Annotated in this window: 16 protein-coding genes; all 16 read right to left on the bottom strand. The window is 45.4% G+C overall.

Annotation, left to right across the window (positions count from 1 at the left end; all coding sequences use genetic code 11):
- Positions 1-13: 13 nt before the first annotated feature.
- Complete coding sequence (atpB, locus tag FD977_RS00080; protein ID WP_215305613.1) at positions 14-904, bottom strand: F0F1 ATP synthase subunit A; 891 nt, start codon at positions 902-904, stop codon at positions 14-16.
- A 34-nt stretch (positions 905-938) separates the two neighbouring features.
- Positions 939-1427, bottom strand: coding sequence for an ATP synthase subunit I (locus tag FD977_RS00075; RefSeq protein WP_215305612.1), 489 nt, complete (start codon positions 1425-1427; stop codon positions 939-941).
- A 33-nt stretch (positions 1428-1460) separates the two neighbouring features.
- Positions 1461-2354: a ParB/RepB/Spo0J family partition protein gene (locus FD977_RS00070; RefSeq protein WP_371743133.1), complete on the bottom strand. Its 894-nt coding sequence runs from the start codon at positions 2352-2354 to the stop codon at positions 1461-1463.
- Between the two features lie 20 nt (positions 2355-2374).
- Positions 2375-3145, bottom strand: coding sequence for a ParA family protein (locus FD977_RS00065; RefSeq protein WP_215305610.1), 771 nt, complete (start codon positions 3143-3145; stop codon positions 2375-2377).
- 24 nt (positions 3146-3169) lie between these two features.
- The gene (rsmG, locus tag FD977_RS00060) at positions 3170-3832 is read right to left on the bottom strand and encodes a 16S rRNA (guanine(527)-N(7))-methyltransferase RsmG (protein WP_215305609.1); all 663 of its coding nucleotides are present in this window, start codon (positions 3830-3832) and stop codon (positions 3170-3172) included.
- Positions 3825-5750: a tRNA uridine-5-carboxymethylaminomethyl(34) synthesis enzyme MnmG gene (mnmG, locus tag FD977_RS00055; protein ID WP_215305608.1), complete on the bottom strand. Its 1926-nt coding sequence runs from the start codon at positions 5748-5750 to the stop codon at positions 3825-3827. The genes rsmG and mnmG overlap by 8 nt, the downstream gene beginning before the upstream one ends.
- A 245-nt stretch (positions 5751-5995) precedes the next feature.
- A complete protein-coding gene (locus FD977_RS00050) occupies positions 5996-6925 on the bottom strand; it encodes a branched-chain amino acid ABC transporter permease (protein ID WP_215305607.1) in 930 nt (309 codons plus the stop codon).
- Positions 6926-7846 (bottom strand): branched-chain amino acid ABC transporter permease, encoded by a 921-nt coding sequence (locus FD977_RS00045; protein WP_215305606.1) that lies wholly within the window; start codon positions 7844-7846, stop codon positions 6926-6928.
- Positions 7847-7863: 17 nt separating this feature from the next.
- Positions 7864-9087 carry an ABC transporter substrate-binding protein gene (locus tag FD977_RS00040; RefSeq protein ID WP_215305605.1) on the bottom strand — a complete coding sequence of 408 codons (1224 nt, stop codon included), beginning with the start codon at positions 9085-9087 and terminating at the stop codon, positions 7864-7866.
- 22 nt (positions 9088-9109) lie between these two features.
- Positions 9110-9814 (bottom strand): ABC transporter ATP-binding protein, encoded by a 705-nt coding sequence (locus FD977_RS00035; protein ID WP_215305604.1) that lies wholly within the window; start codon positions 9812-9814, stop codon positions 9110-9112.
- Positions 9811-10578: an ABC transporter ATP-binding protein gene (locus tag FD977_RS00030; protein WP_215305603.1), complete on the bottom strand. Its 768-nt coding sequence runs from the start codon at positions 10576-10578 to the stop codon at positions 9811-9813. Before FD977_RS00030 ends, FD977_RS00035 begins: the two co-directional genes overlap by 4 nt.
- 95 nt (positions 10579-10673) lie before the next feature.
- Positions 10674-10898 carry a DUF3717 domain-containing protein gene (locus tag FD977_RS00025; protein WP_215305602.1) on the bottom strand — a complete coding sequence of 75 codons (225 nt, stop codon included), beginning with the start codon at positions 10896-10898 and terminating at the stop codon, positions 10674-10676.
- 13 nt (positions 10899-10911) lie between these two features.
- Complete coding sequence (locus FD977_RS00020; protein ID WP_215305601.1) at positions 10912-11406, bottom strand: SET domain-containing protein; 495 nt, start codon at positions 11404-11406, stop codon at positions 10912-10914.
- Between the two features lie 5 nt (positions 11407-11411).
- On the bottom strand, positions 11412-13910 hold the full coding sequence (gene gyrB, locus FD977_RS00015) for a DNA topoisomerase (ATP-hydrolyzing) subunit B (RefSeq protein WP_215305600.1): 2499 nt from the start codon (positions 13908-13910) through the stop codon (positions 11412-11414).
- An 11-nt stretch (positions 13911-13921) separates the two neighbouring features.
- On the bottom strand, positions 13922-15037 hold the full coding sequence (dnaN, locus tag FD977_RS00010; RefSeq protein WP_215305599.1) for a DNA polymerase III subunit beta: 1116 nt from the start codon (positions 15035-15037) through the stop codon (positions 13922-13924).
- Between the two features lie 243 nt (positions 15038-15280).
- Entirely contained in the window at positions 15281-16705 is a 1425-nt protein-coding gene (gene dnaA / locus FD977_RS00005) for a chromosomal replication initiator protein DnaA (RefSeq protein ID WP_215305598.1), read from the bottom strand.

Genomic DNA, 16705 nt, shown 5'->3' with positions numbered 1-16705 from the left:
AAAAATAAAAAAATTAATGGTGACTGTGGGCTTGCCCAATGTAAACCAAGGTCAACATCATGAAAATAAATGCTTGTAACAAAATGACCAAGATGTGAAAGATTGCCCAAGCCGAGCCGGCAATCACGTTGCCGACGAAGCCAAGCATGTACAAATCTAAGTTAAAGGTCCACATGCTTCCCAAAAGGGCGATGAGCAAAAATAATAGTTCGCCCGCATACATGTTGCCGAACAGTCGCATGCCAAGGGAAACGCCCTTAGCGATATATTCAATGATGTTCAAAATCAGATTGAAAGGCGCCAAGTACCACTTTGCACCAAAGGGCGCCGAAACCAGCTCATGCAAAAAGCCTCCGAGGCCTTTGACTTTGAAACTGTAAAAGAACACCAACATGAGAACTGAAAAAGATAGGCCGAAGGTGGCATTTAAGTCGGTGGTGGGGACTATCTTGTGATGAGGAACATGAACTCCGAAACCACCGATAAATTGGTTAACCCCGAAGATCCAATCTACCGGCACCAAATCCAATGTATTCAAAAGAATAATCCAACAAAAAACGAACAGGGCCAGAGGAGCAATAAAGCTTCTATCCCCATGAACAATGCTTTTGGTCTGGTTATCAACCATCTCTACCAGCATCTCGATCAAACATTGAAAGCGGCCAGGAACACCTGGGGATGCCCTACGCGCGGCAATCAACAGCAGAAAAACTGTAACCAACCCCATTACCGAGACCCAAAAGATGGTGTCTAAATTAATGATGCTGAAATCAATAACTGAGGTTTGCGCCCCGCCAATATTATTGAGGTTTTGTAAGTGCTCAGCAATATAAGCAGTGGGTGTAAGCGGTTCGCTGGCCACTTGATGGGCCGCCCCTGCTGCTGCGTTGACTTCGCTAGACATCTCTAAACTTGTCCTTATATATATTTACCACCTGTTACTTCCAAAACCACACTAGCAAATAACATTTGAGCGTAGCCAAATAAGTGACAAGCAATGGAATCCATTTCAAATCAGGCTGCTTCAAGGCAAAGCCAATAAAGAGGAGAACGGTCGCTACGATTTTTATAAATTCGCCAGAAACCACTGCCGCTAAATATCCGCCAGGGCTTGATTTTACATTTTTCTTTGCTGCCTCTAAGCGCACCAAAAATAATGCTGAGGGTAAAAATCCAATCAAACCGCCTACTAAAGCCGAGTAAGTATAAACGCTTTTGTCAGCCTGGCCAGAAAAAACAAAGCAGGCAGTAGCAATCGCTAAGGTTAGCCCTGCCTGACTTAAAACTATCCACCACGAATTCATTAACCTAAAATTCTGCGGCTTTGCCTTACGCAATACATCCATTTCCTCTTTGCTCAGGGCTTTATAGGAGTCACTATCGATTTCATCCCATTGATACCCTGGAGTTAGCTGTTCTTTTTTCACAAAATTCATTTCTCGAGGCGAAGTAAAAGGGCTTTAATCTGTCCCAATACCCAATTTTTTTAACAGGGAATCTAGCTCATCAAATTGGCTAAAACGGATTCTGAGCTCGCCACCATTGCCTTTAAACTTAAATTCTGTATTTAAGCCTATCAAATCAGCGATTTCTTGAGTTAATCGACGCATATCTGGATCGCGGCTTGGTGCGCCGCCTTCCGCCTTAGTTTTGGCTTTTCTGTCACCAATTTGACCGCCAGCAAGCGCTAGGGCAGTAGCCATTCTTTCGGCTTCACGAACGGATAGGCCTTGGGCAGCAATTCTTTGCGCCAAAGCGACTTGGCTTGCCCCGGGCAAAGGCAATAAAGCTCGGGCGTGACCCATATCAATATCGCCCGCCAAGAGCATGGCCTGAACTGGTTTTGCCAATTGATTTAAACGCAATAAATTGCTTACAGCGCTACGTGACTTACCCACCGCTTTTGCCGCTTGCTCATGCGTAAAACCAAACTCCTCAATTAACCTTGCAAGGCCCTGAGACTCTTCCAGCGGATTCAGATCTTCACGCTGCATATTCTCAACTAAAGCCATTGCAGCAGCAGCTTGGTCATTGGCTCCAGAAACTAATACAGGCACCTCTTTTAATCCGGCCAAAGTTGCCGCACGAAAGCGACGTTCACCGGCAATGATTTCGTATTTACCGGGGGCAACCAAACGCACTAACAAAGGCTGCATCACACCTTGCTCGCGAATACTTTCGGCTAACTCTTGCAATGCACCCGCTTCCATTTTTTGACGTGGCTGATATTTGCCAGCCTGCAACGCGCTTAATGGCAAACGATTAATTTCAGCTGTGGTTTCTTTTTGCGCCTTATCGCCGAGAAGCGCCTCTAAGCCACGACCCAAACCTTTTTTCTTGATTGCAACCATAATATTTTTGTTGTTCCTAGGTTTTACATTTGCTTAATGCGCTCAATCATCTCAGCGCCAAACTCTAAATAGGCTTTGGAGCCACGCGATGTCTTATCAAACGCCACCCCAGGAAGACCATAGGACGGGGCTTCAGCCAGGCGGACGTTGCGGGGAATGATGCTCTTAAATACTTTATCGCCAAAGTGCTCAAGTAGTTGATCAGAAACTTGTTGTTGCAAAGTCATGCGCGGATCAAACATCACGCGCAACAAACCGATGATCACTAAGTCAGGATTTAAGTTTGCGTGAACTTGCTTAATCGTGTTCACTAAATCCGATAGGCCTTCCAATGCAAAGTATTCACATTGCATTGGTACGATCACGCCATTCGCTGCACACAATCCATTTAACGTCAACAAAGATAGTGCAGGGGGACAGTCAATCAAAATAAAGTCATAGTCATTCGCAACTAGAGCAAGTGCGTCCTTCAATCTTTGTTCACGCGAATCTAAATCTACCAACTCAATTTCTGCTCCTGCCAAATCGCGATTTGCTGGCAACACATCGTAGCCAGAACTCTCGCAGGGCACTGCAGATTCTTTTACAGTCGAAAGACCAATCAAGACTTGATACACAGTGCTGTTGAGATCTGCTTTTTCAATTCCTGAGCCCATCGTCGCATTACCTTGTGGATCCAAATCCACCAATAAAACACGTTGCTGGTGTCCAGCTAAACCAGCGGCCAAATTAACAGCGGTAGTGGTTTTGCCAACCCCGCCTTTTTGATTTGCAATACAGAATATTTTGGCCATAATTTTTCTTAAAAATGTCGTGCTTTAAAGGGGTAATTTTCTCACAGGGGTTAAAACTAAAAGTCGGCGTTCCACCGCCAAATTCGGAATCTCTAGGGGCTCATCGGCCACCAGTCGCCAGTCGTCCATACAAACGTCCTGCAACTCTTCATCTGCGCGCTTAGCCTTCATAGCAAATATGAGGCCATTGGGCGTGAGCAGGGGCAAGGACAGCTCTAAAAAATGGGCAAGATTAGTAAATGCCCTAGAAATCACCGCATCAAACTGCCCTGGCTGTGATTTGGCCACCGCTTCAACACGCTCGCTCAAAACCTGGATATTCTTTAAACCCAGCTTACCGCGCACATGTTGCAAAAAAGCCGTCTTTTTACGAATAGCCTCAATCAAAGTCAAATGCCACTCCGGCTGCAAAATAGCGATTGGGATTGCAGGTAAGCCGCCGCCCGACCCAAGGTCCGCAATTTTGGGGTTTGGTAAGCCCAGAAAGCGGCGCATTACTGGTAAAACTGTCATAGAATCAATGAGATGCAATCTAACTGAGTCTTTCTCGTCTTCAATTGCAGTCAAATTATGGACCAGGTTCCAGCGGCCCATTTCCTGCAAGAAAAGCTCTAAATCCGAGATATTGGCAGGGCTCAGATTAAGGCCTAAACTCTCAATCCCCAAAGAGACCAAATCATTACTCATGAACTTCTTCTTGGGCGCGGCCTAAGCCTTTTTTAAGATGGACCAACAACAGGGAAAGGGCCGCAGGCGTAACTCCAGATATCCTTCCAGCCTGACCCAAGGTACCTGGCTTATGCAGATTGAGTTTTTGCTGCACCTCTTTAGATAGGCCGACTACTTGGGTGTAATCCAAAGTTTCTGGCAGTGGAAAGGTCTCGTTATGCTCTTGCCGAGCAATCTCGACAGCTTGCCTCTCTATATAACCTTGATATTTAATCGAAACTTCAACCTGATCACTAATTTGCTGCGCTAAACCTAAATCATCATCCAGCGTTCCTGGCGACCAAAGACCCTCAGACAGGCTGGTAACTGCCTCGTAAGTAATGCCGGGGCGCCTTAAAAGGTCTGCCAAACTACACTCATGGGACAAATCTTGGCCCAAAAGCTCCGAGACAGCCTTTGCTGACCCATGTTTTGGGCCAATCCAAATGTCTTGTAAGCGAGATGTTTCACGTGAAACAGCCTCTTGTTTCCTGCAAAACGTATTCCAGCGGTAATCATCGACCAGACCCAATTCACGGCCAATCTTAGTTAGGCGCAGATCCGCATTATCTTCACGTAGGCTAAGGCGGTATTCCGCACGGCTAGTAAACATACGATAGGGCTCTTGGACGCCCAAGGTAATCAGATCGTCAACTAAGACGCCAATATAGGACTCACTGCGCTTAGGCAACCAAGGCTCTTTACCTTGCGCCGCCAAACCAGCGTTAATACCAGCAAGCATGCCTTGGGCAGCAGCTTCTTCATAGCCTGTTGTGCCATTAATCTGGCCAGCAAAGTACATGCCTGCAATTGCCTTGGTCTCTAAGCTATGACGCAAATGGCGCGGATCAAAGAAATCGTACTCAATAGCATAGCCAGGACGCACAATTACCGCAGACTCTAGACCACGAATACTGCGCACCAAATCCCACTGAACATCAAAGGGCAGGCTAGTAGAAATACCATTAGGGTAAAACTCATTTGTTGTTAGGCCCTCAGGCTCTAAAAAGATTTGGTGGCTATTTCTAGAGGCGAAACGATGAATCTTGTCCTCAATAGAAGGGCAATAGCGCGGGCCAACCCCCTCAATAAGGCCGGTGTACATCGGGGAACGGTCTAAACCACCCCGAATAATGTCGTGTGTTTGTTCATTTGTATGAGAAATCCAGCACGGTACTTGCTTCGGATGTTGCTCAGGCCGGCCCAAATAAGAGAAGACTGGCACCGGATCCAAATCCCCTGGCTGCTCCAGCATCACCGAAAAATCAATAGTGCGCCCATCAATCCGGGGCGGGGTACCGGTCTTTAACCTTCCCTGAGGAAGCTTCAACTCTTTCAATCTAGCCGACAGGGGAACGGCGGCCGGATCGCCAGCTCGACCCCCGGCATGGTTATTTAAACCAACGTGAATTTTTCCGTCCAAGAATGTGCCGGCAGTTAGCACCACCTTCTTGGCCATAAACTTCAGTCCCATTTGCGTAACCACGCCCTGAACTTCATCACCCTGAACCAGAAGGTCGTCTACGGCGGCTTGGAAAAGGGTCAAGTTTTCTTGATTTTCAAGACGACGACGAATCGCAGCCTTATATAAAACCCGGTCACCTTGTGCACGGGTTGCGCGAACGGCAGGCCCCTTGCTTGAGTTCAATATCCGAAACTGAATGCCTGCCTCATCGGTAGCAGCTGCCATAGCGCCACCCATAGCATCAATCTCTTTAACTAAATGGCCTTTGCCAATTCCACCGATTGAAGGGTTGCAGCTCATGGCACCCAAACTCTCAATACTATGAGTTACGAGAAGGGTGTCGCATCCCATGCGTGCAGCCGCAAGGGCAGCCTCGGTTCCGGCGTGACCACCGCCAACCACTATGACATCGAAGTTCTTTGAATAACGCATGATTTGCCTTAGATAGGGCGATGATCATAGCATTTTGTAGGTTTCACGTGAAACAAATCCATACCTAAATGACAACATGCACAATCATTATTGTGTAAGCCATTGATTTAATTGGGTATTTCTATAGTAGGGAATCAAAATATACAACGCTCAAAGTAGCGTCTAACTTAGAGCGAAAGACAGAGGGTCTTAAATGAGTACGGCGCCGAAGCGCCGCACTAAAAACCCATTAGACAAAAACGGGTTTAGCTCTTGTTCTTAAAAAAGTGGGTGATTTCACCAACAACGCCCCGACGGAAGGCCAAAACACAAATCACAAAAATGAATCCGGTTGCAATGGTGCTCCAAGATCCAATATTAGCTAGATAGTTTTGCAAACCGACAACGATCCCCGCACCAACCACTGGACCAAGGATAGTTCCCATCCCGCCCAGCAGGGTCATTAAAACAACTTCACCCGACATATGCCAATGCACATCAGTCAATGTTGCTAACTGAAAGACTAAAGTTTTCAAAGAGCCCGCAAGACCTGCAAGCGCTGCTGAGATTACAAAGGAAATGAGTTTGAAACGATCAACGTCATAGCCTAAAGAAACTGCGCGAGGCTCATTTTCGCGAATGGCTTTTAAAACCTGGCCGAAAGGGGAGTGAACCGTACGAACGATCAACGCAAATCCTAGGAAGAAAATAGCCAGCACAAAGTAATACATACTGACGTCATCTTTTAAGTCAATCAAGCCAAATAACATGCCGCGTGGGACACCCTGAATGCCATCCTCACCACCAGTAAATGGAAGTTGCACAGCCAAGAAGTAAATCATTTGGGAAAGCGCCAAAGTCACCATCGCAAAATAAATTCCTTGCCGACGAATTGCTAAAGAGCCAATCAAGAAACCCAAAATACCCGAGCTAAGCACGCCAAACACAATTCCTAATTCTGGGGATAGGCCGGCTTCTTTGCAAAGATGGGCAGTGATGTAAGCAGAGGTACCGAAGAATGCTGCATGCCCAAAAGAAAGAAGTCCTGTGAAGCCTAGTAATAAATTAAAAGCGCAAGCGAAGAGCGCGAAGCACAACACCTTCATTGCAAACACTAAATAGATAAAATCTTGAAGAGGCAAAAGCAAGGCGATTAGAACGAGGATGCTGTAAAGCAGTTTTATTTTTGAGCTCACTTATTTCTCCCGGCCGAAAAGTCCAGCAGGACGAATGAGCAACACAATTGCCATGATCACAAAAATTACTACACCCGATGCTTCTGGATAAAACACTTTAGTTAGGCCTTCGATCAAACCCAAAGCAAGGCCAGTCAAAATAGAGCCCATGATGGAGCCCATGCCGCCAATCACCACCACTGCAAAAACTACAATAATTAAATTGGAGCCCATCAGTGGGTTGACTTGAAAAATCGGTGCAGCCAAAACACCAGCAAAGCCAGCCAGGCCAACGCCGTAGGCATAGGCCAAAGAAATCATCAAAGGAACGTTGATGCCAAACGCCTGAAGAAGTTTTGGATTTTCAGTTCCAGCGCGAAGATAGGCACCCAACTTCGTTCTCTCAATTACATACCAAGTAGAGAAACAAACCACCAAAGAAGCGACCACCACCCACAACCGGTATTTCGGCAAAATAATGCCAATCGACTCCAAGGGAATGGCGCCCTGTAATAGTTCGGGGGCCGGATAACTCTCACCAGAAATTCCATACCAGTGGCGGAACATACCCTCAATAATGAGAGCTAATCCAAAAGTTAATAACAAGCCATAAAGATGGTCAAGGTGGTAAAGACGCTTGAGCATTGTGCGCTCAAGAATCAAACCGAATCCCCCCATAACCAAGGGCACCAAAATTAGTGCAAACCAATAATTAATTGAGAACTCAGGAAAGCCAAACCATTGACCAACTTGAGTCAAACCAATCCACGCTACGAAAGCACCCATGGTGTACTGGGCACCATGAGAAAAATTAATAATGTTGAGTAGGCCAAAAATAATGGCCAAACCCAAACTCAGAATGGCGTAAAAAGAGCCATTGATAAGCCCCACCAAGAGCTGAGCAACCAGCCCTTGAGGGGTAATTCCAAGAAGTTCAAACATGCTTGTTAAAAAACCAATTACTTGTTAGTAACCAACTTGCATCGTGACAATGAAAGTGGTTGTGTTGCTTCAGCAGCTGGAATCACTGCTTTGACATTGTAGTAATCCCATGGGCTGGTAGATTCAGATGGCTTTTTCACTTCTAGCAAATACATATCATGCTCGAACTTACCATCAGCGCGGATTTTTCCTTTGAACAAACCATCATCAATATTGGTAGATCTCAAAGCCTTCATTACTGCTTGAGTGTCGTCAGTGCCCGCTTTTTTAACTGCAGCTAAGTAAGCAAGAACTGATGAGTAAACACCAGCCTGAACGCTAGTCGGCATACGCTTATGTTGCAAAATAAAACGTTTGGCGAACGCGCGGGTCTTTTCATCTTTATCCCAATAGAAACCTTCGGTTAAATACATGCCTTGAGCGGCATTCAAACCCAAAGAGTGAACATCAGAAATAAACATCAACAAAGGAACAACAGTTTGTTTTTTATTGATACCAAACTCTGAGGCCTGCTTGACAGAATTAATTGTGTCTTGACCCGCATTTGCCAAGGCAACAACATCGGCGCCACTAGCTTGAGCCTTCAAGAGGTATGAAGAAAAGTCGCTATTCGGGAATGGGTGCTTACTGGTTCCCAGCACCTTACCGCCATTAGCGTTAACAACGTTAGTTGAGTCTTTTTCCAAAGCCGCCCCGAAAGCGTAGTCAGCAGTAAGAAAGTACCAGTTCTTTTTGCCTTGCTTTACAACAGCTTTAGCCGTGCCGTTTGAAAGCGCATATGTGTCATAAGTCCAGTGCACATTGTTAGCGGTACACTTTTCATTGGTGATTGGCAAAGAAGCTGCGCCAGATACCAGGGTGATCTTATTCTTTTGTTCTGCCACCTCCATTACAGCGAGTGCGACGTTGGTAGACACCAACTCAACAATCACATCCACACCATCTTTGTCGTACCACTCACGTGCTTTGTTTGCAGCGATATCTGCTTTGTTTTGATGGTCGGCACTCAGCAACTCAATCTTTTTGCCAATAACTGTGCCATCTTTTGAAAAATCAGCAATCGCCATTTTTGCGGCAATCACAGCGCCCGGACCAGCCAAATCAGAGTAAGTTGAAGAAAGGTCGGTTAAAACACCAATCTTAATTACGTCACCACTTACTTTAGATGCTTGCGCGAATGCTGGGTTTGAACCAAAAAAGGTTGCCGCCACTAGACACGCAGTAATTTGCTTTAACTTCATTTATGTCTCCTATAAATAACCACTAAACACCAAGATACTCATTTAATAAACTTGCTTTTTCCGTAAGCTCATTTTGATTAACAACCTCAACTACATTGCCGTGCTCAACCACATAATGCCGATCAGCTAGGGGCGCGGCAAAACGGAAGTTTTGCTCCACCAACACAATAGTGAAACCCTTATTTCGTAGGCTAGTAACGACCTCACCCAACTTTTGAACAATCACCGGCGCCAAACCTTCAGTAATCTCATCTAATAGTAGTAGCTTTGCGCCCGTTCTCAGAATACGTGCCATTGCGAGCATTTGCTGCTCACCACCCGACAGCCTTGTGCCAGGGCTATTGCGTCGCTCGTACAAATTGGGAAACATTTCATAAATCTCATCTAAACCCATGCCGCCAGGAGCAATGTCTGGCAAGAGCAACAGATTCTCCTCAGCACTTAAGCTGGCAAAGATGCCGCGCTCTTCTGGGCAATAACCAACGCCCAAGCGGGCAATTTTGTAGGTTGGCATTGCAATGGTTTGGTTGCCATAAATTTCTACCGAGCCCGTTCTTTTACTAGTCAGGCCCAAAATGGTTTTTAAGATGGTGCTGCGGCCAGCGCCATTGCGACCCAGAAGAGTCACCACCTCACCATCACGAACAGCAAAGTTCACACCATGAAGAATGTGGGACTCGCCATACCAAGACTCGAGGTTTTTAACCTCCAGCGCCATCGTGCTCATGTGCCATCACCCCCATGACTGCCCATATAAGCCTCAACCACCAGGGGATTATTGGAAACCTCTTGGTAGGAGCCCTCGGCCAATACAGACCCTCGCTGCAATACTGTGATGCGGTCTGCTATAGAGGAAACCACTTTCATATTGTGCTCAACCATCAAAATGGTGCGGCCTTTAGCAACCCGATCAATTAACTCTGTAACGCGCTCTACATCCTCATGCCCCATACCTTGTGTTGGCTCATCCAACAGCATTAATTCAGGCTCCATTGCCATGGTGGTGGCAATTTCTAAAGCTCTTTTGCGACCATAGGCTAGGTTTAGCGTTTCTTCATGGGCAAAGTCTGCCAAACCCACCTCTAATAACAACTGTTCAGCACGCTCATTGAGCACGTTTAGCGAGTTTCCAGATTTCCAAAAATGAAATTCGGTGCCCAATCCTCGCTGCAGTGCAACACGAACATTCTCTAAAACAGTGAGGTGTGGAAAAACAGCTGAAATTTGGAATGAGCGGACAACCCCACGACGGGCAATTTGAGCGGGTCGCTCTTTGGTAATGTCAAAGCCATTAAACAAAATCTGGCCGCTGGAGGGCTCTAAAAACTTAGTAAGCAGGTTAAAACAGGTTGTTTTACCAGCGCCATTAGGGCCAATAAGGGCGTGAATGGTTCCCCTAGCAACATCTAGGTTGACATCGCTTACCGCAGAAAAGCCTTTGAACGTCTTTCCAAGGCCAATTGTTTTTAATATTGTTTCTTGCAAGCTCAAATCCTTATACCCATTTATAGGCAAGAGTTTGAGAATACCCTAAGAGGGGGCCGACTAATATAGCGATAACCCTAAAAACGTTCAGGGTGTAATGATTAATTTGTCTGGGTAATGTTTAGAAACTTTTGGATTGCCAATCTTGCCGCCTCATCCAAAACATCCATAGGAACCCTTTGGGCCCCCTGAACAATCATAAGAGCATATGGTTTTGCAAGAGCGGCGGCCTCAGGGCACAAATGAAGCTCCTCACCAATCGCGGGCGATTGGCTACGCCAATAATTAATGGCAGCCTCTAAATCCTGAATGGTAATAAACAGCATATTGAAAAAAAATTTACTTCTTATCGAGGGACAGCATGGTGCCTCGACATTTTTTTGCGCCACAACGGCACTCATAATCTTTTTTCATTTGCTTGGTAAGGCGACCATCAACCCCGAGGGAGTAGTCATAAAAAAGTTCCTCACCTACTTTAAGGTCCCTTTTGGCATAAATAAATACGCGAGGCTCACCACCGAAGCTGTCCTCCTGCGTTTCACAAATTGGCTTACAGGAATGGTTAATCCAGCGAGCAGCGTTTCCACCATACTTCGCGTCAATACAGCGGCCATCTTCTAGTGAAAAGTAAAATGTGTGGTTTGGGTCTTTTGGGTCATGTGGATGACGCTTTTCTGCCAACCTCCAACTAATTATCTCGCCTTTGTACTCAATAATCGCATCACCCTTTTTAATTGGCTTGGCAACAAAAACACCTTTTCCATGGATGGGTGAAGACTTAACAACAATACGCGAACGATCAATTTTTGGAGCCGCCAATTTCTTTTTACTCATTTAAATCAAACATCCAAATTACGCGCAATTAGGGCATTTTTTTCGATAAAGGCGCGGCGCGGTTCAACCTCATCACCCATTAGGGTGGTGAAAACTTGGTCGGCAGTAATTGCATCTTCAATTTTGACTTGGAGTAGGGTGCGGGACGCAGCGTCCATTGTGGTTTCCCACAACTGGGAAGGATTCATCTCACCAAGGCCTTTATAGCGCTGACGACTGAGAACGCGTTCAGCCTCAGAAAGCAACCACGCAAAAGCAGCCCTAAAATTTTGAATCGATTGTTCTTTTTGGTTTTTGTCTGGATCTCCGCGGCGCACCTTTGAGCCCGGCAACACTTTGCCAGATAAAACCGCAGCCGCATTGGCCAGGCTTTGGTAGTCATCACCATGAACAAAATCGGAGTTGATAGCCGACAATTTCAGATTGCCATGAATGCGGCGAGATAGCAGCAGCTTATAACGATCTGTGCGCTCTTCTTTTTGAACAACAATTTCAGGTGGAAGCGCCAAGGGATTTAAGGATTCTGCAAGCGCAACACGCAAGCGCTCGGCAGACTCTTGGGCCGACTTTTCTGTATCTAAATTTAATTGGGTGCCAGAGGCAATGGCGCGCAAAGCATCTTCATCAATAGTTCGTGATAGGCGATCAACAATAGACTGAATCACTTGATAGTGTTTGGCCAATTCGTCCAGTGCGGCGCCTTCAATGATTTCACCTGTGGGGGTTTGGAGTGATGCTGACTCAAGGGCAATTTTCAAAAGCAATTGATTGAGTTCGGCGTCATCTTTAATGTATTGCTCATTCTTGCCAAACTTGACCTTATATAAAGGCGGTTGAGCAATATAGATGTGGCCTCGCTCAATTAACTCGGGCATCTGTCTATAGAAGAAGGTAAGTAGAAGCGTGCGTATGTGGCTTCCATCTACGTCCGCGTCAGTCATGATGATAATGCGGTGATAGCGGAGTTTATCCGCCTTATATTCTTCGGCGCCAATACCGGTCCCAAGCACGGTAATTAAAGTAACCACCTCTTGGCTTGCCAGCATCTTGTCGAAGCGCGCCTTCTCCACGTTCAGGATTTTTCCTTTAAGAGGAAGAATTGCTTGGAAGCGACGATCTCGGCCCTGCTTTGCAGACCCACCCGCGGAGTCTCCCTCGACAATAAACAGCTCAGATTTTGTAGGGTCCTTTTCTTGACAGTCTGCCAATTTTCCAGGAAGTCCGAGGCCATCTAAAACACCTTTGCGACGAGTCATATCGCGGGCTTTGCGGGCTGCTTCGCGAGCGCGCGCAGCATCCACAATTTTTCCACACAAGATTTTGGCGTCAGCTGGGCGCTCTTGTAAATAAGCGCTTAAGGCTTCAGCAACAATTTCCTCTACTGGCCCCCGAACCTCACTAGAAACCAGCTTATCTTTTGTTTGACTTGAAAACTTTGGCTCTGGGACTTTGACAGACAATACGCAGGCAAGGCCTTCGCGCATATCATCGCCAGAAATTTCTACCTTAGCTTTCTTTGCAACCTCATGTTCATCAATGTATTTGTTGATCACGCGCGTCATCGCTGCGCGCAATCCTGTTAGGTGGGTACCACCGTCACGCTGAGGAATGTTGTTGGTAAAACATAAAACTTGCTCACTAAAACTATCATTCCACTGCATTGACACTTCAGCCGTGATATTGCCACCCAAGTCTGATGGGCGAATACCTTCAGCGTAAAAAATATTAGGGTGTAAAACATTTTTTGTTTGATTAATGTATTCAACAAAGCCTTTTACACCACCAGAAAACGCAAAATCTTCTTCTTGACCAGAGCGTTGATCAATTAATTTAATGTGAACACCATTATTTAAAAACGAGAGCTCGCGGATACGTTTAACAAGTATTTCGTAATGAAACTCGACATTTCCAAAAATGGTTTCATCAGCTAAAAAGTGAACCTCTGTACCAGACAGGGTTGTATCACCAGTAACAGTGATTGGTGATGTAGCAACACCGTTCTCATCTTGTATATTGCGGTTCTGAATAACACCACGCGCGAACTCCATGTAATGCGCTTTACCGTCGCGACGAATGGTCAGCTTTAACCACTTAGAGAGTGCGTTTACGCAACTAACGCCTACGCCATGTAAACCGCCGGAGACTTTATAGCTATTTTGGTCAAACTTGCCGCCAGCATGCAGCTCCGTCATCACAATTTCAGCAGCACTTCTTTTTGGCTCGTGCTTGTCGTCGTATTTAATACCTGTTGGAACACCACGGCCGTTATCGACTATAGAAATGGAATTGTCGGTTTGGATGACAACGGTAATTTCAGAACAATAACCCGCAAGCGCTTCATCAATCGAATTATCTAAAACCTCAAAAACTAAGTGGTGTAAACCTGTGCCATCAGAGGTGTCTCCAATGTACATTCCTGGGCGTTTGCGAACAGCCTCAAGACCTTCTAAGATTTGAATTGATGATGCACCATACTGCTCTACTACTTTTTTTTCTTCAGTCATTTTTTTCTAAATTAAATACGCATTGGCATCACAACATACTTAAAGTCCTCAGAACCAGGTAAGGTAATAACTGCACTGCTGTTGGCATCACCTAAACTAATTTGAATTTTTTCATTCTTCAAGTTTGATAAAACATCTAATAAATAACTTACATTAAAACCAATCTCAACCTCATCGCCGCTGTATTCGGTTTCAATCTCTTCTTGCGCCTCTTCTTGCTCAGCATTGGTTGACTGAACTGTGATTCGATTTGGTGATAAAGAAAAGCGTACGCCCTTAAATTTGTCGGTTGTCAGAATTGCAGCGCGTTGTAATGCGGATTGCAAAACATCTCGCCCAACAACCAGTGAGTTTTTGTGACCCTTAGGAATTACTCTTTGGAAATCAGGGAACTTACCTTCAACTAGTTTTGAAATTAACTCGATATCGCCGAAAGTAAATTTCACTTGATTGGATGTAAGACTCATCTCCAGCATCTCATCCGAATCTTCTAACAAGTGCTGACACTCTAGAATGGTTTTACGAGGAATAATAATTTCTTGTCTTTGCCCAGAGCCTACTGGGGCTTCGGCCAGCTCAACTTGAGAGTAAGCTAAACGATGGCCATCAGTAGCCACAGCAATTACTTGTTTGCCTTCAATAACCAACAGCATCCCGTTAAGGTAATAACGAATATCCTGTTGCGCCATAGCGAAGTGGACTTGACTAACTAGTTGGCGAAAACTCTTTTGAGTCATTCGCCAGCTCGCCATTACCTCACCAACACTCTGCATAACAGGAAATTCGGAGGCAGAAAGAGTTTGTAAAGAAAAACGACTCTTACCACTCTGTATAACCATTTTGTTGTCTTTAAGACTTAAGGCTACAGGCCCTTCTGGAAGTGCTCGCAAAATATCAAGCAACTTTCTAGCGGCTACCGTTGTTGTTACATCTTCTGCACCAACACCAAAACTGGCGTTGGTTGTAATTTGAATCTCTATGTCAGTCGAGACAAATGACACCTTGTCACCTTGCTTTTTAAATAACAAGTTTGCCAAGATCGGCAAAGTGTGTCGACGTTCAACAATGCCACTGACAACCTGAAGTGGTTTTAATAAACTATCCCTTGAAGTGTTTACGAGTTGCATTGCTTTTAAATCCTTGTATATATCTTATTAGTAGTAGTAATAAGGCTTGTTATTTCGGTGGATAAGTTAAAAACCCCATATAAAACAATCCATTAAAACAAAAAAAACCTGTGGAAAACCTCTGTATAAACCGCGTATAAATCTTGGATAACTTTTTATCAACACTCTATTTTTGCATGAAGCACCATCTTTCCACAAACTTATTCACTGAGCTATCCACAACCTTATCCACAGGCGAAAAACCTAAGATTTTAGGGTTTGCTCAATAACGTGGATTTCATGGTTAAGTTGACCGTCATGAGACCGCTCCTCCCCAATCTTACGAACTGCGTGCAGAACGGTTGTATGGTCCCGCCCCCCAAATAACTCACCAATTTCTGGGAGGCTTTTTTGGGTTAACTCTTTTGCCATAAACATAGCAATTTGCCTTGGACGAGCTATATTTGCCGGACGCTTTTTTGAATACATGTCGGCAACCTTAATACTATAAAAGTCAGCCACCGCCTTTTGTATGTTGTCGACTGAAATTTGCCGATTTTGGATTGACAAAAGGTCCTTTAAGGCCACGCGAGCCACCTCAATCGTGACCTCTTTGCCGTGGAAGCGAACAAACGCCAATATCTTCCTTAAAGCCCCCTCCAGCTCCCGTACGTTAGATCTAAGGTGTTTGGCAACAAAGAAGGCCACATCCTCACTCATGGGGATGCCCTCACTTAAAGCCTTTTTCATTAAGATGGCAACCCGCATTTCTAGCTCTGGCGGCTCAATGGCTACCGTTAGGCCGGAATCAAATCGGGAAATAAGGCGGTCATCAATCCCAGCCATCTCTTTTGGGTAGGTGTCACTTGTGATGATGACCTGAGCTTTATTGCTTAAGAGCGCTTCAAAGGCGTAAAAAAATTCCTCTTGAGTCCTGGATTTACCGCTAAAAAATTGAATGTCGTCAATCAATAGCAAGTCTAGTGAGTGGTAGTAGCGCTTAAAGCGATCAAAAGCCTTTTGTTGATAGGCTCTAACCACATCAGAGACGTACTGCTCTGCGTGAATGTATCGAATTCGGGCACCAGGCTTTTCTTTTAGCAGGTGATTCCCGATTGCATGAATCAGGTGGGTTTTACCCAAACCCACCCCACCATACAAAAACATGGGGTTGTAGGAGGTTCCTGGGTTATGGGCAACTTGGATCGACGCAGCCCGAGCCAATTGGTTTGCCTTACCAGTAACAAATGTATCAAAGGTAAGGTTAGGGTTCAGCTTGGAGTGATCTTCAATCTCAAAAGCCTGCTCCTCAGTGGAGTTGTTATCGGCAATCACCACGGGCTCTTGCTGCGCTGGCAACTCCCGGCTTGTATTGAGCTGCACTGTTTGGGCGCCTGACACCTCGACACTAAGTACAAAACTGAGGTTGATTGGGTGACCAAAATACTGGTCTGCCAACTCTTGAAGGCGGTCAGAAAAAGTTTTCTTAATCCAGTCTAGCTTAAATCTGTTTGGTGCCCCTACGACGAGTGATTGCTCACTTTCATCGAAAGAAACCAAGCTTAGGGGCTGGATCCAGGTTTTAAATTGTTGGGGGGAAAGCTCGCGAGCAAGCGCACCAAGTGCGCCGTCCCAAAACCCCAGTGGGCTAAGTGAATTCAAAGTAATAGGGTTCTGTAGGTTGCTCAT

Origin of the sequence: Polynucleobacter sp. AP-Elch-400A-B2 (assembly GCF_018688355.1) — a bacterium.
Classification (GTDB): domain Bacteria; phylum Pseudomonadota; class Gammaproteobacteria; order Burkholderiales; family Burkholderiaceae; genus Polynucleobacter.
The sequence above is the reverse complement of the archived record's forward strand: the minus strand, read 5'-3'. Positions and strand labels throughout refer to the sequence as shown.